The 20516-nt window shown below is 58.0% G+C and carries 22 protein-coding genes; 16 read left to right on the top strand and 6 right to left on the bottom strand.

Annotation, left to right across the window (positions count from 1 at the left end):
* The first annotated feature begins 23 nt into the window (after positions 1-23).
* Together ftsB and ispD are read left to right on the top strand one after the other, a co-directional pair.
* Positions 24-302 carry a cell division protein FtsB gene (gene ftsB / locus CKW23_RS03500; RefSeq protein ID WP_025258964.1) on the top strand — a complete coding sequence of 93 codons (279 nt, stop codon included), beginning with the start codon at positions 24-26 and terminating at the stop codon, positions 300-302.
* Positions 299-1006, top strand: a complete 708-nt coding sequence (ispD, locus tag CKW23_RS03495; protein ID WP_025258965.1) for a 2-C-methyl-D-erythritol 4-phosphate cytidylyltransferase — start codon at positions 299-301, stop codon at positions 1004-1006. Before ftsB ends, ispD begins: the two co-directional genes overlap by 4 nt.
* Here ispD and CKW23_RS03490 read toward each other — a convergent pair.
* On the bottom strand, positions 1003-1899 hold the full coding sequence (locus CKW23_RS03490; RefSeq protein WP_025258966.1) for a LysR substrate-binding domain-containing protein: 897 nt from the start codon (positions 1897-1899) through the stop codon (positions 1003-1005). The two genes, ispD and CKW23_RS03490, sit on opposite strands and share 4 nt — an antisense overlap.
* 105 nt (positions 1900-2004) lie before the next feature.
* On the opposite strand from CKW23_RS03490, the gene CKW23_RS03485 reads away from it, so the two are divergent.
* From CKW23_RS03485 to rpoS, 8 genes are all read left to right on the top strand, one after another.
* Complete coding sequence (locus CKW23_RS03485) at positions 2005-3117, top strand: S-(hydroxymethyl)glutathione dehydrogenase/class III alcohol dehydrogenase (RefSeq protein WP_025258967.1); 1113 nt, start codon at positions 2005-2007, stop codon at positions 3115-3117.
* A gap of 97 nt (positions 3118-3214) precedes the next feature.
* Complete coding sequence (gene fghA, locus CKW23_RS03480) at positions 3215-4060, top strand: S-formylglutathione hydrolase (protein ID WP_095067034.1); 846 nt, start codon at positions 3215-3217, stop codon at positions 4058-4060.
* A gap of 73 nt (positions 4061-4133) precedes the next feature.
* Complete coding sequence (gene ispF / locus CKW23_RS03475) at positions 4134-4607, top strand: 2-C-methyl-D-erythritol 2,4-cyclodiphosphate synthase (RefSeq protein ID WP_025258969.1); 474 nt, start codon at positions 4134-4136, stop codon at positions 4605-4607.
* Positions 4604-5662, top strand: a complete 1059-nt coding sequence (gene truD / locus CKW23_RS03470) for a tRNA pseudouridine(13) synthase TruD (protein ID WP_095067033.1) — start codon at positions 4604-4606, stop codon at positions 5660-5662. Before ispF ends, truD begins: the two co-directional genes overlap by 4 nt.
* Complete coding sequence (gene surE / locus CKW23_RS03465; RefSeq protein WP_025258971.1) at positions 5650-6399, top strand: 5'/3'-nucleotidase SurE; 750 nt, start codon at positions 5650-5652, stop codon at positions 6397-6399. Before truD ends, surE begins: the two co-directional genes overlap by 13 nt.
* A gap of 41 nt (positions 6400-6440) precedes the next feature.
* Entirely contained in the window at positions 6441-7076 is a 636-nt protein-coding gene (locus CKW23_RS03460; RefSeq protein WP_176767549.1) for a protein-L-isoaspartate(D-aspartate) O-methyltransferase, read from the top strand.
* A 192-nt stretch (positions 7077-7268) separates the two neighbouring features.
* Complete coding sequence (locus CKW23_RS03455; RefSeq protein ID WP_038399762.1) at positions 7269-8147, top strand: peptidoglycan DD-metalloendopeptidase family protein; 879 nt, start codon at positions 7269-7271, stop codon at positions 8145-8147.
* Between the two features lie 102 nt (positions 8148-8249).
* On the top strand, positions 8250-9260 hold the full coding sequence (rpoS, locus tag CKW23_RS03450; RefSeq protein ID WP_025258973.1) for an RNA polymerase sigma factor RpoS: 1011 nt from the start codon (positions 8250-8252) through the stop codon (positions 9258-9260).
* A gap of 529 nt (positions 9261-9789) precedes the next feature.
* Here the strand turns inward: rpoS and fdxA are convergent.
* Both fdxA and mutS read right to left on the bottom strand, forming a co-directional pair.
* Positions 9790-10113, bottom strand: coding sequence for a ferredoxin FdxA (fdxA, locus tag CKW23_RS03445; RefSeq protein WP_012270863.1), 324 nt, complete (start codon positions 10111-10113; stop codon positions 9790-9792).
* Between the two features lie 238 nt (positions 10114-10351).
* Complete coding sequence (gene mutS / locus CKW23_RS03440) at positions 10352-12919, bottom strand: DNA mismatch repair protein MutS (RefSeq protein WP_162883726.1); 2568 nt, start codon at positions 12917-12919, stop codon at positions 10352-10354.
* A 472-nt stretch (positions 12920-13391) separates the two neighbouring features.
* On the opposite strand from mutS, the gene CKW23_RS03430 reads away from it, so the two are divergent.
* The 3 genes from CKW23_RS03430 to recX all read left to right on the top strand — a co-directional run bounded on the left by CKW23_RS03430 (position 13392) and on the right by recX (position 15527).
* Positions 13392-13892, top strand: a complete 501-nt coding sequence (locus CKW23_RS03430; RefSeq protein ID WP_095067207.1) for a CinA family protein — start codon at positions 13392-13394, stop codon at positions 13890-13892.
* 94 nt (positions 13893-13986) lie between these two features.
* Positions 13987-15051: a recombinase RecA gene (gene recA, locus CKW23_RS03425; protein ID WP_025258976.1), complete on the top strand. Its 1065-nt coding sequence runs from the start codon at positions 13987-13989 to the stop codon at positions 15049-15051.
* Positions 15052-15059: 8 nt separating this feature from the next.
* Positions 15060-15527: a recombination regulator RecX gene (gene recX / locus CKW23_RS03420; RefSeq protein ID WP_095067032.1), complete on the top strand. Its 468-nt coding sequence runs from the start codon at positions 15060-15062 to the stop codon at positions 15525-15527.
* A gap of 20 nt (positions 15528-15547) precedes the next feature.
* Here recX and CKW23_RS03415 read toward each other — a convergent pair whose 3' ends face one another.
* On the bottom strand, positions 15548-16624 hold the full coding sequence (locus tag CKW23_RS03415; protein WP_025258978.1) for an LOG family protein: 1077 nt from the start codon (positions 16622-16624) through the stop codon (positions 15548-15550).
* A gap of 234 nt (positions 16625-16858) precedes the next feature.
* The gene (locus tag CKW23_RS03410) at positions 16859-17278 is read right to left on the bottom strand and encodes a quorum-sensing-regulated virulence factor family protein (protein ID WP_025258979.1); all 420 of its coding nucleotides are present in this window, start codon (positions 17276-17278) and stop codon (positions 16859-16861) included.
* A 222-nt stretch (positions 17279-17500) separates the two neighbouring features.
* On the opposite strand from CKW23_RS03410, the gene CKW23_RS03405 reads away from it, so the two are divergent.
* The 3 genes from CKW23_RS03405 (at position 17501) to CKW23_RS03395 (ending at position 19477) form a co-directional block, all read left to right on the top strand.
* Positions 17501-18211: a tRNA-uridine aminocarboxypropyltransferase gene (locus CKW23_RS03405; protein WP_025258980.1), complete on the top strand. Its 711-nt coding sequence runs from the start codon at positions 17501-17503 to the stop codon at positions 18209-18211.
* 177 nt (positions 18212-18388) lie between these two features.
* On the top strand, positions 18389-19036 hold the full coding sequence (erdR, locus tag CKW23_RS03400; RefSeq protein WP_025258981.1) for a response regulator transcription factor ErdR: 648 nt from the start codon (positions 18389-18391) through the stop codon (positions 19034-19036).
* Positions 19037-19108: 72 nt separating this feature from the next.
* On the top strand, positions 19109-19477 hold the full coding sequence (locus tag CKW23_RS03395) for a diacylglycerol kinase (protein ID WP_025258982.1): 369 nt from the start codon (positions 19109-19111) through the stop codon (positions 19475-19477).
* A gap of 5 nt (positions 19478-19482) precedes the next feature.
* Here the strand turns inward: CKW23_RS03395 and CKW23_RS03390 are convergent, their stop codons facing one another.
* Entirely contained in the window at positions 19483-20409 is a 927-nt protein-coding gene (locus tag CKW23_RS03390; RefSeq protein ID WP_025258983.1) for a LysR family transcriptional regulator, read from the bottom strand.
* Positions 20410-20516: the final 107 nt, after the last annotated feature.

The following is a 20516-nucleotide window of genomic DNA, read 5'->3' as shown; positions in this document are numbered from 1 at the left end:
TTTTACTGGGTACCTGATATTTCATGCGCAGTCCTAACTGGTTGTTCCTCATCCTGATCCTGCTGCTAGGTGGTCTTCAGTATCGCCTGTGGGTAGGTAACGGAAGTCTGGCGCAAGTGGCCAGCCTGACCGAGCAAATTGCAGAACAGCATGCCGAAAACGAAGTCCTGCTCGAACGAAATCGCGTTCTGGATGCTGAGGTCATGGAACTGAAAAAGGGCCTTGAAACCGTTGAAGAACGTGCCCGTCATGAGTTGGGTATGGTCAAGGACGGCGAAACTCTCTATCAGTTGGCGCAATGAAAAACTCTCTTCCTGCCTTCTGGGCAGTGATTCCTGCAGCGGGCGTTGGTGCTCGCATGGCAGCAGACCGTCCCAAGCAGTACCTGCAACTGGGCGGCCTCACTATTCTTGAACACAGCCTGCTTTGCTTTCTCGATCACCCGCGCCTCAAGGGCATGGTGATCAGTCTGGCTGTGGATGATCCTTACTGGCCAACCCTGCCGTGTGCGCTGGATTCGCGTATCCAGCGTGTGGATGGCGGCAAGGAGCGTTCGGACTCGGTGCTCAATGCCTTGCTGCACCTGCATGCCCAGGGCGCCAGCGATGACGACTGGGTGCTGGTTCACGATGCGGCACGTCCCAACCTTGCCCGTAGCGATCTGGACAACCTGCTGGGCGAACTGGCGGACGATCCGGTAGGCGGCCTGCTGGCGGTACCGGCTCGCGATACCCTCAAGCGCGCCGACGAACATGGCCGTGTGGCGCAGACCGTCGATCGTAGTCTGATCTGGCAAGCCTACACGCCGCAGATGTTCCGTCTCGGCGCCTTGCATCGGGCGCTGGCGGACAGCCAGGTGTCGAATGTCAGCATCACCGATGAAGCTTCAGCCATCGAGTGGGCAGGGCAGTCGCCTCGTCTGATCGAAGGGCGCTCCGACAATATCAAGGTGACCCGTCCCGAAGACCTTGAGTGGCTGCGTCAGCGCAGGTCCATGGGCAACTAGATTCTGTACTCTTCCCGCACAGCCAGACCTTCCTTGAGGTAATCGACCAGCTTGCGCACCTTGGGCGACAAGTGGCGCTGCTGCGGGTAAAGCGCCCAGACGGCGGTGTTAGGTGGCTGGTGCGCTTCGAGCAGGGAAATCAGGTTGCCGTTCTTCAGGTGTTCCTGCACGTAGTAGTCCGGAAGCTGGCACAGACCAACACCCTGCAATGCGGCATCCAGTACCGCCTGGCCGCTGTTGCAGCGCCAGTTGCCCTGGACCCGTTGTGAAAACTCCCTGCCGTTCTGCTGAAGCAGCCAGGTGTCACTGCCACCGATCAGGCAGTTATGACGACTCAACTCGGAAAGACTGTGCGGCCGACCGTAGCGCTCCAGATAGGAAGGCGATGCGCACAGGTACATGCGTCGCGGCGCCAGCCTTGCGGCGACAAGACGCGAATCCTGTAGCCGACCCAGGCGAATCGCCAGATCCATCCCTTCGTGAACCAGGTCCAGCGTGTCGTTGCTCAGCTCGATATCGACTCGCAGTTGCGGATACAGATCCATGAAGCGCGTGACCAGTGGCGTGATGAAGCGCTCGCCGTAGGCCACGGCGCAGGTCATGCGCAGCAGGCCTTTCGGTTCGCTGGTCAGATCGCCCACGGCGCGCAGTGCTTCCTCGCGTCCATCCTGCAAACGCTGGCAATGATGCAGAAATGTCTGACCGGCCTCGGTCAAGGCTACACGTCGTGTGCTGCGGTACAGCAAACGGGTTTGCAGGCGTTCTTCAAGGCGCACGATCTGGCGACTGATATGGGAGGAAGATACACCCAGGCGCTGGGCGGCCGCAGTGAATTGCCCGCATTCGGCCACCGCAACGAACTCGTCCAGACCTTCCCAGCGATTCGCGTACATCGATTATCCCTGTATGGCAATAATGTTTTGCTTTTGTCTGGATTATTAACTGAAAGGCACTGTACTACACTCCAGACCTTGTTTTTATCCTGCTGGAGAAGATCGATGATCAAGTCGCGTGCTGCTGTTGCCTTTGAAGCCAAGAAGCCATTGGAAATCGTTGAAATCGATGTCGCCATGCCCAAGGCGGGAGAAGTGCTGCTGCGGGTCGTGGCTTCGGGCGTTTGCCATACCGATGCCTACACGCTCTCCGGTGCTGACCCGGAAGGTATCTTCCCGGCGATTCTGGGCCACGAAGGTGGCGCGATTGTCGAAGCCATCGGCGAGGGCGTGACCTCGGTTGCAGTGGGCGATCATGTGATTCCGCTGTACACCCCGGAATGCCGCCAGTGCAAATTCTGTCTGTCGGGTAAAACCAACCTCTGCCAGTCGATCCGTGCGACCCAAGGCAAAGGCCTGATGCCGGATGGTACTGCGCGCTTTTCCTACAAGGGTCAGCCGATTTTCCACTACATGGGTACGTCGACCTTTTCCGAATACACAGTCCTGCCGGAAATCTCGGTCGCCAAAATCCAGAAAGACGCCCCGCTGGAGAAGGTCTGCCTGCTGGGTTGCGGCGTCACCACCGGTATCGGTGCGGTGCTCAATACCGCCAAGGTAAAACCAGGTGACACCGTGGCCATCTTCGGTCTGGGCGGCATCGGCCTGTCGGCGGTCATCGGTGCGGTCAAGGCCAAGGCGGCGCGCATCATTGCCATCGACATCAACCCGGCCAAGTTCGAAATCGCCAAGCAACTGGGTGCAACCGATTGCGTCAATCCGAAAGACTTTGATCGTCCGATCCAGGAAGTGATCGTGGACATGACCGATGGCGGCGTGGACTTCTCCTTCGAGTGCATCGGCAATGTGCAACTGATGCGTGCTGCTCTGGAATGCTGCCACAAAGGCTGGGGTGAGTCGGTCATTATTGGCGTGGCCGGTGCCGGCCAGGAAATCGCCACCCGTCCATTCCAGCTGGTGACCGGCCGCGTCTGGCGCGGTTCGGCATTTGGTGGCGTACGTGGTCGTACCGAGTTGCCAAGCTACGTCGACATGTCGCAAACCGGCGAAATCCCGCTGGATACCTTCATCACCCACACCATGGGGCTGGAAGACATCAACAAGGCATTCGACCTGATGCACGAAGGCAAAAGCATTCGTTCTGTCATTCATTTTTGAGGGGCAGCTTCAAGCGGCAAGTGACAAGCTGCAAGCGGGCGTACGGCTCTCTTCTTGCAGCTTGAGGCTTGAAACTTGAAGCTCAGGAGCTTCGTCCATGACACTGGAAAATATTTCCTGCCAGAAAAGCTTCGGCGGCTGGCTCAAGCGTTACAAGCATCATTCTGCCGTGCTGGGTTGTGACATGGTGTTTGCGGTCTACCTGCCGCCACAAGCAGAGCAGGGCGGCAAGTTGCCGGTGCTGTACTGGTTGTCCGGCCTGACCTGCAATGATGAAAACTTCATGCAGAAAGCCGCTGCCCAGAGGGTGGCTGCGGAACTGGGGTTGATCCTGGTTGCACCCGACACCAGCCCCCGTGGCGCGGATGTGCCGGATGATCCGGATGGTGCGTGGGACTTCGGGCTCGGGGCCGGATTTTACCTGAATGCCACGGCGCAACCCTGGGCCAAGCACTACCGGATGCACGACTACGTGGTCGATGAGCTGCCGGCTCTGGTCGAGGAGCATTTCCCGGCTTCCACGGCGCGTAGCATCAGCGGTCATTCCATGGGGGGACACGGTGCTCTGGTCTGTGCCTTGCGCAACCCGGGTCGCTATCAGTCGGTTTCGGCGTTTTCGCCGATCACCAACCCCATGGATTGCCCTTGGGGGCAGAAGGCGTTCTCCCGTTATCTGGGCGAAGATCGTTCACGCTGGCGCGAGTGGGATGCCACGGTACTGATTGCCGAAGCCAGTGAAAAACTGCCGATCCTGGTGGATCAGGGTGACCGGGATGACTTTCTGGTCAATCAGCTCAAGCCCGAAGCACTGGTCCAGGCGGCAAAGGCCGCTCAGCACCCGCTGACCCTGCGAATGCAGCCCGGCTATGATCACAGCTACTTTTTCATTGCCAGTTTCATCGAGGACCATCTGCGTCATCATGCCCAGGCTCTGAGCGGATGACTGTCAGCGACAGGCCCTAACTTGCGCCAAAGCAGGTAGAATCACGCCCTGACTTTTTTCAGGGCGTTTTTCTATGCGTATTGGCCATGGCTATGATGTGCACCGTTTCGCTGAGGGCGATTTCATTACCTTGGGCGGCGTGCGGATTGCACACGGTTTCGGCCTCCTGGCTCATTCCGACGGCGACGTTCTGCTGCATGCGCTGAGCGACGCCTTGCTGGGAGCTGCTGCGCTGGGCGATATCGGCAAGCACTTTCCGGACACTGATCCGCAATTCAAGGGCGCGGACAGCCGTGTACTGCTTCGCCATGTGCTCAAGCAGGTACAGGGCAAAGGCTGGAAAGTCGGCAATGTCGACGCCACCATCGTGGCCCAGGCACCCAAGATGGCTCCGCATATCGATGCGATGCGCGCTTTGATAGCCGCAGATCTCCAGGTTGAGTTGGATCAAGTGAACGTAAAAGCCACGACTACGGAAAAACTCGGCTTCGTCGGCCGTGAAGAAGGCATCGCGGTGCATGCCGTCGCGCTGTTGCTGCGCGCATGACCGAACTGGAGCTGCTGGGCCAGCGGGCCTATGGTGAAGCGCTGGGCAGCGCTGTTCTCAAGGCGACGGCCGAAGATTTTCAGGTTGATGAAGTGCTCGATATTCCCTTGTCCGGGGATGGCGAGCATCTCTGGCTGTGGGTCGAGAAACGCGGCCTCAATACCGAGGAAGCGGCCCGTCGTCTGGCCCGTGCCGCTGGCGTGCCGTTGCGTACCGTCAGTTATGCCGGCCTGAAAGACCGTCAGGCTCTCACTCGCCAGTGGTTCAGCCTGCAATTGCCGGGCAAGGCCGATCCGGACCTTTCAGCGGCCCAGGACGAAACCCTGCTGATCCTCAAGAGCAGCCGCCACAAGCGCAAGTTGCAGCGCGGTGCTCATGCGGCCAATGGCTTCACCTTGCGCCTGACACAATTGAATGCCGATCATGACGCGCTGAATCGGCGCCTTGAAGCCATCGCCCGCCAGGGAGTCCCCAATTACTTCGGTGCACAGCGTTTTGGCTATCAGGGTGGCAATCTGGGCGAGGCCCGGCATTACGCCGAGCGCAAGGCCTTGCCGGAGCAGCGCAATGTCCGTTCCCGGTTGCTGTCCACGGCCCGCAGCTACCTGTTCAACCGCGTGCTGGACGCCCGGGTAGCCGATGGCACCTGGGAGCGTGCCCAGCCCGGCGACCTGCTGGCGTTTACCGACAGCCGGAGCTTTTTCCCGGCTGGTGTTGCCGAGTGCAGCGATCCCCGGCTCGACATTCTGGACCTGCATCCCACTGGTCCGCAGTGGGGTGAAGGGCCTTCCCCGGCCAGCGGCGCAACCGCCGAACTGGAAAACCGCATTGCCGCTGAGCAGGCGGCTCTGTGCGAATGGCTGATAAAGGCTGGAATGGAGCACGAACGTCGCATACTGCGGCTGCCCATTGGCCGTTTGACGTGGCATTATCCCGAGCCTGACATTTTGCAACTGGAATTCGTCCTTCCGCCCGGATGCTTTGCCACTGTATTGGTGCGCGAACTCGTCGATCTGGTGCCGGTTGGGCAGACGGACAGCCCATGCGTATTCTGATTTCAAACGATGATGGGGTAACTGCACCCGGTCTCGCGGCGCTGTATGCGGCGCTGGCGGATTATGCCGACTGTGTGGTTATCGCTCCCGATCAAGACAAAAGCGGCGCCAGCAGCTCGTTGACACTCGACCGGCCTTTGCACCCGCATACGCTGCCCAATGGGTTCATCGGCCTCAATGGCACGCCGACCGACTGCGTGCATCTGGGGCTCAATGGGCTGCTGGAGCACGAGCCGGACATGGTGGTCTCGGGCATCAACCTGGGCGCCAATCTCGGGGATGATGTCCTGTATTCCGGTACGGTTGCCGCAGCCCTCGAAGGACGTTTTCTGGAACGCCCTTCGTTTGCCTTTTCGTTTCTGTCGCGCCAGCCGGACAACCTCGCGACTGCAGCGCATTATGCGCGCCTGCTGGTTGAGGCCCATGAGCAGTTGGACCTGCCGCCGCGTACGGTACTGAACGTCAATATCCCGAATCTGCCCCTCGACCATATCCGGGGGATTCAACTGACCCGCCTTGGCCATCGTGCCCGCGCTGCCGCTCCGGTGAAAGTCGTCGACCCTCGTGGTCGTGCCGGCTACTGGATCGCTGCTGCCGGCGATGCTGAAGACGGCGGGGCAGGCACCGATTTTCATGCGGTCATGCAGGGTTATGTTTCGATTACCCCGCTGCAACTGGATCGAACCTATCAGAACGGCTTCAGCAGCCTGAATACATGGCTGGAGGGACTGATCTGATGTCACGCGAGCAAGATGATCTGTTACGTCGCGGGATCGGCATGACCTCGCAGCGTACTCGCGAGCGACTGATCCAGCGCTTGTATGAAGAAGGCTTGTCCAATACCCGTGTGCTGGATGTCATCCGCAAGACGCCGCGGCATCTGTTCGTCGATGAAGCCCTGGCCCACCGTGCGTACGAAGACACGGCTTTGCCGATCGGCCACAACCAGACCATTTCCCAGCCTTATATGGTCGCACGCATGAGCGAGCTGCTGCTGGCAGCCGGTCCGCTGGACAAGGTGCTGGAAATTGGCACCGGCTCGGGCTATCAGACCGCTGTGCTGGCGCAACTTGTCGAGCGGGTCTTCTCGGTCGAGCGCATCAAGGTGCTGCAGGACCGGGCCAAGGAGCGCCTGGTGGAGTTGAACCTGCGCAACGTGGTCTTTCGCTGGGGCGATGGCTGGGAGGGCTGGCCTGCGCTGGCGCCTTACAATGGCATCATCGTGACGGCCGTGGCGACCGACGTGCCTCAAGCCTTGCTTGATCAACTGGCACCGGGAGGCAGGCTGGTGATTCCAGTCGGTTCCGGTGAGGTCCAGCAACTGATGCTGATCGTGCGTGAGGAAAACGGTTTTTCCCGGCATGTACTGGGGGCTGTGCGATTCGTGCCATTGCTCAACGGGCCTCTGGCCTGAAACGTTAATGGAACTTCAAGTGAATTCTGAGCACACTCATCGGTCTACTTACCCGGTATGGCAGCATGGCATCACTTCACCAAAATGATTCATGCATGACAAGGGCTTGGCATTGTTAATTACTGGCTGCCCGCCGTTGTTGCGGCACAATAGGCATCTTTCGAATTCAGTCACCAGTAAAGGGAGTGGCGGGTGAGTCACAGAGTCATTCGGCAGCTAAATTGTTCAACAAGTTATCAGCGTCTGGTGATTGGCATTGTGCTCAGTGTCCTCTTGGTCGGCTGCGCCAGTTCTCCGTCGGGCGGTGTTCGTGTCGTTGATCGCAACGGCAACGTAACGTCACAGCGTCCTGCCGTCACGACCGGACAATATGTCGTGCGACGTGGCGACACGCTCTTTTCCATTGCATTTCGTTACGGCTGGGACTGGAAAGCACTCGCTGCGCGCAACCAGATCCCCGAGCCCTACACGATTAAACCCGGTCAGACGATTCGCTTTGACGGGCGTTCAAATTCAACATCCGAGGCTGTGGCTTCCGCTCCTGTCGTAGCACAACCGGGTCCGGTGACCTCGTCTACATCCACCCGTACCAGCAGCTCCGGCTCGGTGAAAACGACGGTCCTCTCCAAACCGGTCGCGGTTACACCTGTGGTTATACCTCCCGCTGGTGATACTCCCGTGGGCGTTGCGGGTAAGTCCCCGACAGGTTGGGCATGGCCAGCAAGTGGTATTTTGATAGGAAAATTTTCCTCAAACGGCAGTTTGAATAAAGGAATTGATATCGCAGGTGATTTGGGACAGCCTGTTTTAGCCGCGTCTGATGGATCAGTTGTATACGCCGGAAGTGGATTACGGGGCTACGGCGAATTGATAATCATCAAACACAGCGATACCTACGTCAGTGCCTACGGTCACAACCGCAGGCTTTTGGTACGGGAGGGGCAACAGGTCAAGGCGGGACAGACAATTGCCGAGATGGGGTCCACAGGAACTGACCGGGTGAAGCTGCATTTCGAGATTCGCCGCCAAGGAAAGCCTGTAGATCCATTGCAGTTTTTGCCACGTCGTTGATAGTTGTCAGCCTGTTCCTGACGCAGAGGGAATGGGCTCAAGCGTTGCCACGGATATAGGCGGCGCTGAGCTTGAGGTCGAACTCACCAAAGGACTATAACAATGGCTCTTAGCAGCGAAGCGCCGGAGTTTGACATCGATGATGAAGTGCTCCTCATGGAAACCGGCATTGTCCTGGAGGACAACTCGAACGAGAAGCAGCCGTCTACTGCCGCATCGGATCGAACGAAAGCCAAGCACAATTCATCGCTCAAACAACATAAATATATTGATTACACTCGGGCGCTCGATGCTACCCAGTTGTATCTCAATGAAATAGGGTTCTCACCCCTGCTGTCCCCGGAAGAGGAGGTCCACTTTGCGAGATTGTCGCAACGTGGGGATCCGGCTGGACGCAAACGCATGATTGAAAGCAATCTGCGGCTGGTGGTCAAAATTGCCAGGCGCTATGTCAATCGTGGGTTGTCATTGCTTGATTTGATCGAAGAAGGCAACCTGGGCTTGATCCGGGCTGTTGAAAAATTCGATCCGGAGCGCGGTTTCCGCTTCTCGACTTACGCAACATGGTGGATTCGTCAGACCATCGAGCGTGCAATCATGAATCAGACCCGGACCATCCGGCTGCCGATTCATGTGGTCAAGGAGCTGAATGTCTATCTGCGTGCCGCTCGTGAACTCACACAGAAGCTCGATCACGAACCCTCTCCCGAGGAGATCGCCAACCTGCTGGAAAAACCCGTCGGCGAGGTCAAGCGCATGCTTGGGCTCAACGAGCGTGTTTCCTCGGTGGATGTTTCTCTGGGGCCGGATTCGGACAAGACGCTGCTCGACACACTGACTGATGATCGCCCTACGGACCCCTGTGAGCTTCTGCAGGACGATGATCTCTCCCAGAGTATTGACCAATGGCTGTCCGAGCTGACCGACAAGCAGCGTGAGGTGGTGATACGCCGCTTTGGTTTACGCGGGCATGAAAGCAGTACGCTCGAGGATGTAGGTCTCGAGATTGGTCTTACCCGTGAGCGTGTGCGTCAGATTCAGGTCGAAGGTCTGAAGCGTCTCCGTGAAATCCTCGAAAAGAATGGTCTTTCGAGCGAGTCCCTCTTCCAATAATCCTCTCCCTCTGCGTGCGAAAGGCCGATGTAAACATCAAATGTTTGCATCGGCCTTTTACATGATTACCATCCTATAAAGTTGTCTGATCTCTTTGCTATTTCTTCAGGGGAAGAGTCATGGGAGGCTCTACAGGTCTTTGCCAGAGATATGCGCAAGATGCGTAAGCCTTTGCTTACCCGTGTCGTAAGTTATCAAGGGTTTATTGGGGCGGATAAAAGATTTTTCTGTACAGGAGTTCTGCTACTTCAATGAATTTAAAAGAGTTTTATTTTTTATACGGCGCCGTAAGAAATGTTTTTGCGATTTTTTGGGTGTTGCCCACGGCCTGAAAATCACTAATATCAGAACTGTGCCAACGGACAGGCACAGGCAGTCAAGGAAGACAGTCAAGGACATCGCAAGAAGCGATTCATCAGGATGATGAAAAGGATTACAGGGATTAGGGAAGAAATGTGGGCGGGTCATACCGCCCCTTTTTTTTGCCCATGAAAAAGGCCCCGAAGGGCCTTTCTGGCAATGCCGGAACTCAGCGTTCCAGATCTGCGATCTTGCCTGTCTTCCCGTCCCATTCTTCTGCGTCGGGCAGTGCATCTTTTCTTTCGGTGATGTTTGGCCATACTTCAGCGAGTTCGGCGTTGAGCTCGATGAAGTTTTCCATGCCGGCAGGAATCTCATCTTCCGAGAAGATGGCTTGCGCAGGGCATTCAGGCTCACAAAGCGCGCAATCGATGCACTCATCCGGGTGAATCACCAGGAAGTTCGGGCCTTCGTAAAAGCAGTCCACCGGACAGACTTCTACGCAGTCGGTGTACTTGCACTTGATGCAGTTGTCGGTGACGACGAAGGTCATTTCTAATTTTCTCCTCAGGCGGCTGCGGCATCGCCCTTCCAGATAGGGGCTGCCAGGTTCGGGGCGTTTCCCGGCCTTGTGAAAAACACGTGCTTGGAGTGAGCGGCATGACTGTATTGTCTTCCGCTCGATCCTTGGTTCGCTGCGTTTTCACGCGGCTCGATTAGCTGCCCAACCAGGCTAAAAGCTGAGAGCATCCCAAACCGCGCGGGATTCTAACAGCTTGTATCACTTCGCGTCAGATCCGAGTTTGCAATGAATACAGCAACTCTAGTGCCTGACGAGGTGTCAGGTCGTCGACTTTCACCTTCGACAGTTCTTCCAGTACCGGGTGAGGCAGGCTGGCAAACAGGTCACTTTGCATCGGCGCCGCCGGTTTTCCGGGTTTTGGCCGTGGTTGTTCGTGGGGCAGGCTGGTGGTTTCCAGCCGTTGCAAATGCTCCTTGGCGCGAGTGATGACCTTGCCTGGAACCCCCGCCAGTTGTGCCACAGCCAAGCCGTAGCTCTGGCTTGCCGGCCCCGGAAGAACCCGGTGCAGGAACACGATCCGCTCGTTGTGCTCGGTGGCATTCAGATGCACGTTGGTGACCAGTGGTTCACTCTCGGGCAATACCGTCAGCTCGAAATAGTGCGTGGCGAACAGGGTGTAGGCGCGCAATTGGGCGAGACATTCTGCCGCAGCCCAGGCCAGGGAAAGACCGTCGAAGGTACTGGTGCCGCGGCCGACCTCGTCCATCAGCACCAGACTGCGATCAGTCGCGTTATGCAGGATATTGGCGGTTTCGCTCATTTCCACCATGAAGGTCGAACGTCCACCCGCCAGATCATCGCTGGAGCCGATACGGGTGAAGATCCTGTCCACCAGAGACAGCTCGCAACTGGCAGCCGGTACAAAGCTGCCAATGTGGGCCAGCAATACGATCAAGGCGGTCTGACGCATGTAGGTCGATTTACCGCCCATGTTCGGGCCGGTGATCACCAGCATGCGGGTGCTGTCATCCAGAGACAGGTCGTTGGCCACGAAAGGCGTGGACAGCACTTGCTCGACGACCGGATGACGACCCTGGTCGATGCGCATGCACGGCTCGCTGACAAAACGCGGACAGTTGAGGTCCAGATTCAGTGCCCGCTCGGCCAGGTTGCTCAGGACGTCCAGCTCGGCCAAGGCCGCGGCGGTGTCCTGCAGCGGTGCCAGATGGCCGATCAGGTCTTCCAGCAAGGCCTCGTAAAGCATTTTTTCCCGGGCCAGGGCGCGGCTCTTGGCCGACAGTGCCTTGTCCTCGAACTCTTTGAGCTCGGGCGTAATGAAGCGCTCGGCACCTTTGAGGGTCTGGCGACGGATGTAGTCGGCGGGCGCCTGTTCGGCCTGTTTGCTGGGCAGCTCGATGAAGTATCCGTGTACGCGGTTGTAGCCGACTTTCAGGTTGGCCAGGCCGGTACGGGCCTTTTCACGGGCCTCCAGGTCGATCAGGAACTGGCCGGCGTTCTCGCTCAGCGATTGCAGATCGTCCAGCTCGGCATCGTAGCCGGTCTTCAGCACGCCGCCGTCGCGGATCACCGCAGGCGGGTTATCGATGATCGCCCGTTGCAGCAGGTCTGCCAGTTCCGGGTAGGTGCTGGTGGTTCTGGCCAGTTGTTGCAGGTGCGGCGCTTCCAGGCTGGTCATCGCTTCTTGCAGTGCCGGCAGGGCGCCCAGTGCGTCGCGCAGGCGAGCCAGATCGCGAGGACGGGCGTTGCGCAGGCCGATACGCGCCAGAATGCGTTCGATATCGCCGATTTCCTTGAGCTGCGGTTGCAGGCTCTCGAAGCGGTAGCTTTCCAGGAAGCAGCCGATGGAAGTCTGGCGCGCCTGGAGAACGGTCAGGTCACGCAGCGGACGATTGAGCCAGCGAGTCAGCAGGCGCGTGCCCATGGCAGTCTGGCAGCGGTCCATGACCGATTGCAGGGTGTTGTCGCGACCTCCGGCCAGATTGGTGTCCAGCTCGAGGTTGCGGCGGCTGGCGGCATCCAGCACCACGGTATCGTCCAGACGCTCGTGACGCAGGCTGCGCAAGTGCGGCAATGCGGTGCGCTGGGTTTCCTTGGCATAGCTCAGCAGGCAGCCTGCGGCACCGATGGCCAGTGTCAGGTTTTCACAGCCAAAGCCTTTGAGGTCCTGAGTCGAAAACTGCTGACACAGGCTTTTATGTGCCGAATCACGCTCGAAATCCCAGGGCGCGCGACGGCGAGAGCCACGACGTTTTTCTGCCGGAAGGCCTTGAGGCCAGTCATCGGGGATCAGCAGTTCGACAGGGTTGATACGCTCAAGCTCGGCCAGCAGGTTTTCCCAGCCCTTGATTTCAAGCACGCTGAAGTTGCCGCTGGTGATGTCCAGCACCGCCAGACCAAACAGACGTTCGTCACCCAGCACGGCGGCGAGCAGGTTGTCCCGGCGCTCGTCCAGGAACGCTTCGTCACTGATGGTGCCCGGCGTGATGATACGCACGACCTGACGTTCCACCGGCCCCTTGCTGGTTGCCGGATCGCCGACCTGCTCGCAGATCACCACCGATTCGCCCAGCTTTACCAGCTTGGCCAGATAGCCTTCGGCGGCATGGTAGGGAATGCCGCACATGGGGATGCTCTGGCCTGCTGACTGACCGCGTGCAGTCAGGGTGATATCCAGCAGCTTGGCGGCTTTTTTTGCGTCTTCGTAGAAAATTTCATAGAAGTCGCCCATGCGATAGAACATCAGTTGATCGGGATGCTGGTTCTTCAGCTTCCAGTACTGCTGCATCATCGGGGTGTGCGAAGAGAGATCGGAAATTGCTTTATTCATCAGTAGGTTAGGCAAGTTCGTTAGAAGGGTGGGGCAAATTTCAGGGGGCGACATGGGCTCCCTCTCGTGCCGAGGGTTGTCTGCCGTGTCTTTGCGATGGGCGCAAGGTTACCACGCACACCTCCACAACGCAGGCGCGGCTGACACTTCCTGTATCGTCACCGAAGGTTTCAGGGCGCCCAAGGGTGCGGATGGCCTGTATAGACTTCCAGCGTCGCCGCTCGATAACGGGCGGCATCTTATAAAAAGGGACTTTTATATGAAGAACAAACGAGCAAGGGATTCCGGTAACGGGCGCTTCATTACGGTGGATGAAGCCAGGCGCAGGCCCAAAGAAACAACCGTTGAGACGATCCGCAAACCCTCTCCCAGGAAAAAAGAGTCATAGTTGGCTTATCTGGCTGGCGGTTGCCCAGGTAACCGCTTTGCCCGCTTCGTTCGGTTGGTACAGGAAAAGATCGTGGATGAAATAACCCGGCTTGCTGCCTCTCTCGGCAAGCATCTGCAAGCCATCAAGGCTCAGGTGACGACCGCCGAGTCCTGCACGGGCGGCGGGATTGCCGAAGCCATTACCCGTATCGGCGGTAGCTCTGCCTGGTTTGAGGCAGGCTATGTAACCTATTCCAATACTCAGAAAACCCGCCAGCTCGATGTGCCTGCCGAGCTGTTTGTGACGCATGGTGCAGTCAGCCAGCCCGTCGTGGAAGCCATGGTGCGTGGTGCGCAGGAGAAAAGTGGTGCTCGTTTCGCCGTTGCCGTCAGTGGCGTGGCAGGGCCTGGCGGTGGTTCGGTTGAAAAGCCGGTCGGCACTGTATGGCTGTCCTGGGGCATGGGAGAGACGCTTGTCGCTCAGCGTCGACAGTTCGACGGCGATCGCGATGAAGTGCGCCGACAAACGGTGAAGGCCGCGCTAGAGGGGCTGATACAGCTTGCTGTTGGAGAAATGCCAAAACAGGGGTAGGCGAGCGCTCATCGCTGTGGAATAATACTGTCTACTTATACAGGTGTTCTGATCGCTCAGGCCCTAAATTGAATTTGATTACGTGAGGACTTCAATGGACGACAACAAGAAGAAAGCCTTGGCTGCGGCCCTGGGTCAGATCGAGCGTCAATTCGGTAAAGGTGCCGTAATGCGCATGGGTGACCATGACCGTCAGGCTATTCCTTCTATTTCCACCGGTTCGCTGGGTCTGGATATCGCGCTGGGTATCGGCGGCTTGCCTAAAGGCCGGATCGTTGAAATCTACGGTCCAGAGTCTTCGGGTAAAACCACGCTGACCCTTTCGGTCATCGCTCAAGCCCAGAAAGCAGGTGCAACCTGTGCGTTCGTCGATGCCGAGCACGCACTGGACCCTGAATACGCCGGCAAGCTGGGCGTCAATGTCGACGACCTGCTGGTTTCGCAGCCGGACACCGGTGAGCAGGCGCTGGAAATCACCGACATGCTGGTGCGCTCCAATGCCGTTGACGTCATCGTCGTCGACTCCGTGGCTGCACTGGTACCCAAGGCCGAAATCGAAGGCGAAATGGGTGACATGCACGTGGGTCTGCAGGCTCGCCTGATGTCCCAGGCGTTGCGCAAGATCACCGGTAACATCAAGAACGCCAACTGCCTCGTCATCTTCATCAACCAGATCCGTATGAAGATCGGCGTGATGTTCGGCAGCCCGGAAACCACCACCGGTGGTAACGCCCTGAAGTTCTACGCCTCGGTACGTCTGGATATTCGCCGTACCGGCGCCGTGAAAGAAGGCGATGAAGTGGTGGGTAGCGAAACCCGTGTCAAGATCGTGAAGAACAAGGTGGCTCCGCCGTTCCGTCAGGCAGAGTTCCAGATTCTTTACGGCAAGGGCATCTACCTCAACGGTGAGATCATCGACCTGGCTGTGTTGCATGGCTTTGTCGAGAAGTCCGGCGCGTGGTACAGCTACCAAGGCAGCAAGATCGGTCAGGGTAAAGCCAACTCGGCCAAGTTCCTGGCGGATAACCCGGAAATCGGTTCGGCACTTGAGAAGCAGATTCGCGACAAGCTGCTGACTCCAGGCGTCGACACCAAGGCTGTAGGCTCCCGTGAATCAGCCGATGCCGATGACATGGCTGAAATCGACGCCGATATCTGATCAGCCTCATGCCAGTTGTGCTCGATACCACTGTCGCTGTACGACGAACCGCAATGGACCTGCTCGCTAGGCGCGAGCACGGTCGAGTCGAGCTGACGCGCAAATTGCGTCAGCGCGGCGCTTCTCCAGAGCATATCGAGTCCGCCCTTGATCGTCTGGTCGAGGAAGGTCTGCTCTCTGAATCCCGCTACCTTGAAAGCTTCGTTTCCTCCAAAGCGCGTTCTGGCTATGGGCCTTTGCGTATCCGTGAGGAACTGGGGCAGCGTGGCTTGCAGCGTGGGGATATTGAAGAAGCGCTCAGAGAGTGCGGTGTCGACTGGCAAGCCCGCTTGTACGAAACCTGGCAGCGCAAGTTCGCTGGCAGGTTGCCTGCTGATGCGCGAGAGCGTGCCCAGCAAGGCCGCTTCCTGAGTTATCGCGGGTATCCGCTGGATATGATCGGCCGCTTGTTGAGCGGCCGAGGTGAGGATGATTAGCCAGGTATCCAGTACGGATATCAGGCTTTTCGGGCAAGGCTCTCCGGCAGGTTGATGTAGTCGATCAACTCGCGAAGCCGGCCCTGATTACGCCCTGTGAATGCGAAGGCGAGGCGTGTCAGGTTACTGAATTGCGCTTCGTCGTGCTCTTCCCCCTGATAACTGTGCTGATGGAAGTCCTCGCTGCTGCAGATATCGGCAAAGGCTTTCTGGATGTGCGCCATTGCCTGCTCGCTGAGCGGGTGATGCATGCGAATCACGAACGTGTTCTTCAGCCAGCGACTGGAGTGGAAGTTGCTGTAGAACCGGTTGATTTCTTCGACTGCTTCATCGGTGCTGTAAACCAGCCGCATCAGTTTCATGTCGGCTGGCAGAATGTAGTGGTTGTCCTCCAACTGATTCTTGATGAAGTCCAGTGCGCTCTGCCAGAAGTTTCCGCCCGGTGTATCCAGCAAAACCACAGGCACCAGCGGGCTTTTGCCGGTCTGGATCAGTGTCAGCACTTCAAGTGCTTCGTCCAGAGTGCCGAAGCCGCCCGGGCATAGCACCAGCGCATCGGCTTCCTTGACGAAGAACAGCTTGCGGGTAAAGAAGAAGTGGAACGGCAGGAGGTTTTCAGTGCCTTCCACCGTCGCGTTGGCATGCTGCTCGAAGGGCAGGGTGATATTGAAGCCCAGGCTGCTGTTACGTCCGGCACCTTCATGTGCGGCAGCCATGATGCCGCCACCGGCACCGGTGATGACCATCATGTCGGAACGCGCCAGCTTTTCCCCCAGGTTTCTGGCCTGTGCATACAGAGGATGTTCCACCGGCGTGCGTGCCGAGCCGAACACCGTCACCTTGCGGCGCCCCTTGAAACGTTCCAGCACCCGGAAGGCTCTGTCCAGTTCGCGCAGGGTTTGCAGCGTTATCTTGGCGTCCCAGCGATTTCGGCCATCTTCGGCCATGCGTAGTACGGTGAGGATCATGTCCCGATAAAGGGGCAGGTTGGGACTGTCGGGAGCGACCTGCTTGATGTGCTCTTCGATCTTGCTGGTGATATCCAGACCATTGCTCTGAAAGTGTTGCGATAGAACATCGTTAGGTACATACGGCATTCAAGATTTCTCCTCCTGCAGAATGATTTGATCCTGACAAGACTCGTCCCAGGATCGCAAAGCATCGTACGTTGCCGATGATTGAAGCTCTCTTCAGGTTATATGATGGCTCGATAATGTCCCGCTTTCCTCTAAAAGGCTATCGATTATCGGTTGGTGGCAAGGGGCTGGAAGGGGGCTTTGCGAAGGAGCGCGCCGCCTTCAGGGCTGCGCGCAATGAAGCGAGGGAGTTGCTTACTTGCCGGATTTCTTGACCGCGCAGTCCGAAGCCTGGAATGTCTGGCTGATGACCGGACGATTGGTCTTGTATTCAGTGAATTGATATTTCAGCACGGCACCTTTGGTCATCAACTGACGATAACCGTTGTTGTGGCAAACGCTGTTGCCCAGCTGGCTGCGGACGGCGTCCGGATTGGCACGCATCTGCTGCGCCTGGCCTGCACGCACGCTCAGGTGGTTGATCAACTCCTTGCCGTTGACGGTGTAACCCTGGTCCAGGATGTCTTCGTTGATTGCCCGTGGCGTGCCGACGCTGCTTTCCTTCGCGACTTTTTCCAGCATGGTGCTGAGTTCGAATTCCTGCTTTGACGCTGCCTGCGCGGCCAGAGGGGCGACGAGCAAAAGCGTAAGGGTTGGGGCGATGAGGCGCAGCATCAAACTCTCCTGATTCAGTGGCTGGCGGTTTTGACCAGCGACTTCAACGTGTGTTCCGGATAACCTGCCCACGGCGCGGCTCCAATGGCGCGCCAGTATAGGATAGGAGCAGTCGGCTCGAAAGCAGGTTGAACCGCCGGGGCTCTGGTAAACTGCGCGGACTTTTTACCCCTGTCGAGTTCTTGCTGTGTCGATGCCTTTCTTCAGCGGGCGTGTCTTTCCATGAGCCATGCTGTTTCCCGCCTGCGCGATCAGCGTCTGGCCCGTAGCACCAAGCCCTTCATTGCCCGTGGTTCCCGGGCACCACGCTGTCCGGATTGCCGGGTGATTTCCAGCTATTGTCTGTGTGGGTGGCGGCCTAAAGTCGCGGCAACCTCGGGCATGTGCCTGCTGATGTATGACACCGAGCCGTTGAAGCCGACCAACACCGGCTGGCTGATCGCTGATGTCATCGAGGACACCCACGCCTTTGGCTGGTCGCGCATCGAAGTCGACGAGCAATTGTTGGCCTTGCTGGATGACCCGCAGTGGCAGCCCTATATTGTCTTTCCGGGTGAGTTCGTCGCCAAAGAGCGGGTCGTGACCCGTGTGGCTCTTGAAGAGGGCAAGCGTCCGCTGTTCATTCTGCTGGATGCGACCTGGACCGAAGCGCGCAAGATGTTCCGCAAGAGCCCTTACCTTGAGCGGTTTCCGGTACTGAGCCTGGAGCCGGAGCAGATTTCGCGTTACCGGTTGCGTCGTTCCCGTCGCGATGACCATTTCTGTACGGCCGAGGTCGCCGCGCTTTGTCTGGAGCTGGCTGAAGACACCAGTGCCAGCAGTGTGCTGGATGCTTATCTGGACGTATTCAGCGCCCATTATCTGGGTGCCAAGTTCCAGAGACCGATCGATCCGGACGATGCCGCTCACCGTTATCTGAAGGCTTTTCTTTGAGGAGCCGAGTGCCTGTCGTGCGGATAGAGGCCGATTGCCATTTCGGATTGGGCTCAAGGCAGTATCAAGCTTGACCACCATTGCCGGGCTGGGCATGCTTGGCGCCGCCTGAGCGCTGAACTTGCTGGTCTGGCGTGAATGTGCCCCGGGCGCTCACTATAAAAACAGGATCAAAAAATGACCTACGACATCCTGATCGCCGATGATCATCCGCTGTTTCGTAGCGCGTTGCATCAGGCGTTGAGCATCGGCCTGGGGCCTGATGTGCGGCTGGTCGAGGCAGAGAGCATTGCCCAGATCGAATCTCACCTGGCGCAGAAGACTGACTGGGATCTTGTCCTGCTGGATCTGAACATGCCGGGTGCCTATGGTTTTTCCGGGCTGGTCTTGCTGCGGGGTCAGTATCCGCAGATTCCGGTGGTCATGATTTCGGCCCAGGAAGAGGCTTCAATCGTGGTGCGCTCCCGTGAGTTCGGCGCCAGCGGCTTCATTCCCAAGTCCAGTCCCCTGGAAACCATCCAGCAGGCGGTACGCACCGTGCTTGAGGGGGATGTCTGGTGGCCGCCGCAAGTCAATGAAGTGGTCAGTGTGTCGGATGAAGCCAAGGCGGCCAGTGCCGGCCTTGCCAGCCTGACGCCGCAGCAGTTCCGCGTATTGACCATGGTCTGTGAAGGCTTGTTGAACAAGCAGATCGCCTATGAGCTCAGCGTTTCCGAAGCAACCATCAAGGCTCATGTCACGGCGATTTTCCGCAAGCTCGGCGTTCGCACGCGCACTCAGGCTGCGTTGTTGCTGCAACAGCTGGAATCGGTTTCGGCCAATTGAGCATCGGTTCTTCACGCTTTTTTGACCCGTGTTGCCTTAGATTTCCTCACCTTTCGACACAGTAGTCTATCCATGCCTTCACCCTTCAAGGGCCAGACCGGCCTGAAACGTATCCTCAATGCTGCAGGTTATTCCTTTGACGGTCTGTCGGCCGCCTTCAAGGGGGAAGCGGCCTTTCGTCAACTGGTGCTGCTCAATGTCGTGCTGATTCCGTTGTCCTTCGTGATCAACGTCAGCCGTGGCGAGCATGCCCTGTTGATTGCCGTATGCCTGCTGGCCCTGATCGTCGAGCTGCTCAACTCGGCAGTCGAAGCGGCCATTGACCGCATTTCTCTGGATCTGCACCCGTTGTCCAAGAACGCCAAGGACATGGGCAGTGCCGCCCAACTGGTCGCGCTGAGCATGATCGCCGTGGTCTGGGGAGTGATCCTGCTCGGCTGACCTTCTCAGTACAGGCTGGGTATCACGATTTCGTCGCTGCGCTGGACCCCGGCGGTAAAGGCGCGGCACAACTCGAGAAACTCTCGCATGGCAGAGGTCTGGTACTTCTGCTTGTGCCAGATGAAGTAGAACTGCCGCGACAGATCCAGTTCCGGCGTATCCAGAGCCACGAGGCTGCCACGTCGAAACGCATCGCGCAGGGCCAGCCGGGAAATACAGCCGATGCCCAGCCCCGATTCCACCGCTCGCTTGATGGCTTCGGTGTGTTCCAGCTCAAGACGCACATTCAACCCGTTACGGTGATGACGCATGGCCTGATCAAAGGTCAGCCGTGTGCCCGAGCCCTGTTCACGCAGAATCCAGGCTTCACGTGTCAGTTCCGCCAGGCTGGCATGGCCGCGTTTGGCCAGTGGATGCTGGGGAGCGCAGAACACCACCAGCTCATCTTCGACCCAGGACTGCACTTCGATATCGGGGTGGCTGCAATCGCCTTCGATCAGACCCAGATCAATTTCGTAATGCGCCACCTGCTGCACGATATGCGCAGTGTTCTGGACATGCAGCTTGACCTGGCTTTCCGGGTGACGCTGCATGAACCCGCCGATCAGCAGGGTCGCCAGGTAATTGCCGATGGTCAGTGTGGCGCCGACTGCCAGTGAGCCGAAGCCGGACTTGCCGTTCAGCAGGTCTTCGATTTCCTTGGCCTGATCCAGCAGAGCCACCGCCTGGGGCAGTAACTGGCGTCCGGTCGCGTTGAGGCTCAATCGCTTGCCGGCGCGATCGAACAACTGGCAGCTGGACTGGCGCTCCAGCTCGGTGATGGATGTGCTGGCCGCCGATTGCGAGAGAGAGAGCATGACCGCTGCCCGGGACACGCTTTCCTGCTGGGCAACGGCGACGAAGACTTGAAGCTGACGAAGAGTAAATCGCATATCTATATAACCGATAACCCATATCTTGATAATTAATTTAACAGATATTGTGTCTGCCACTAGAATGTCGCGCAATAGCGCTTATGCCCAGCGCAGAAGAATTTTTC

The sequence above is a fragment of the Pseudomonas sp. Irchel 3A18 genome (assembly GCF_900187465.1).
Lineage (GTDB): Bacteria > Pseudomonadota > Gammaproteobacteria > Pseudomonadales > Pseudomonadaceae > Aquipseudomonas > Aquipseudomonas cichorii.
The sequence above is the reverse complement of the archived record's forward strand: the minus strand, read 5'-3'. Positions and strand labels throughout refer to the sequence as shown.

Coding starts and splice junctions, on each gene's coding strand:
- surE (WP_025258971.1), top strand. CDS start 5,650: ATGCGTATTCTGATTTCAAACGATGATGGGGTAACTGCACCCGGTCTC.
- CKW23_RS03410 (WP_025258979.1), bottom strand. CDS start 17,278: ATGCTGCGCCTCATCGCCCCAACCCTTACGCTTTTGCTCGTCGCCCCT.
- recX (WP_095067032.1), top strand. CDS start 15,060: ATGCCAGTTGTGCTCGATACCACTGTCGCTGTACGACGAACCGCAATG.
- erdR (WP_025258981.1), top strand. CDS start 18,389: ATGACCTACGACATCCTGATCGCCGATGATCATCCGCTGTTTCGTAGC.
- CKW23_RS03405 (WP_025258980.1), top strand. CDS start 17,501: ATGAGCCATGCTGTTTCCCGCCTGCGCGATCAGCGTCTGGCCCGTAGC.
- ftsB (WP_025258964.1), top strand. CDS start 24: ATGCGCAGTCCTAACTGGTTGTTCCTCATCCTGATCCTGCTGCTAGGT.
- ispF (WP_025258969.1), top strand. CDS start 4,134: ATGCGTATTGGCCATGGCTATGATGTGCACCGTTTCGCTGAGGGCGAT.
- rpoS (WP_025258973.1), top strand. CDS start 8,250: ATGGCTCTTAGCAGCGAAGCGCCGGAGTTTGACATCGATGATGAAGTG.
- CKW23_RS03390 (WP_025258983.1), bottom strand. CDS start 20,409: ATGCGATTTACTCTTCGTCAGCTTCAAGTCTTCGTCGCCGTTGCCCAG.
- fghA (WP_095067034.1), top strand. CDS start 3,215: ATGACACTGGAAAATATTTCCTGCCAGAAAAGCTTCGGCGGCTGGCTC.
- CKW23_RS03485 (WP_025258967.1), top strand. CDS start 2,005: ATGATCAAGTCGCGTGCTGCTGTTGCCTTTGAAGCCAAGAAGCCATTG.
- ispD (WP_025258965.1), top strand. CDS start 299: ATGAAAAACTCTCTTCCTGCCTTCTGGGCAGTGATTCCTGCAGCGGGC.
- truD (WP_095067033.1), top strand. CDS start 4,604: ATGACCGAACTGGAGCTGCTGGGCCAGCGGGCCTATGGTGAAGCGCTG.
- CKW23_RS03395 (WP_025258982.1), top strand. CDS start 19,109: ATGCCTTCACCCTTCAAGGGCCAGACCGGCCTGAAACGTATCCTCAAT.
- CKW23_RS03460 (WP_176767549.1), top strand. CDS start 6,441: ATGACCTCGCAGCGTACTCGCGAGCGACTGATCCAGCGCTTGTATGAA.
- CKW23_RS03490 (WP_025258966.1), bottom strand. CDS start 1,899: ATGTACGCGAATCGCTGGGAAGGTCTGGACGAGTTCGTTGCGGTGGCC.
- fdxA (WP_012270863.1), bottom strand. CDS start 10,113: ATGACCTTCGTCGTCACCGACAACTGCATCAAGTGCAAGTACACCGAC.
- recA (WP_025258976.1), top strand. CDS start 13,987: ATGGACGACAACAAGAAGAAAGCCTTGGCTGCGGCCCTGGGTCAGATC.
- CKW23_RS03415 (WP_025258978.1), bottom strand. CDS start 16,624: ATGCCGTATGTACCTAACGATGTTCTATCGCAACACTTTCAGAGCAAT.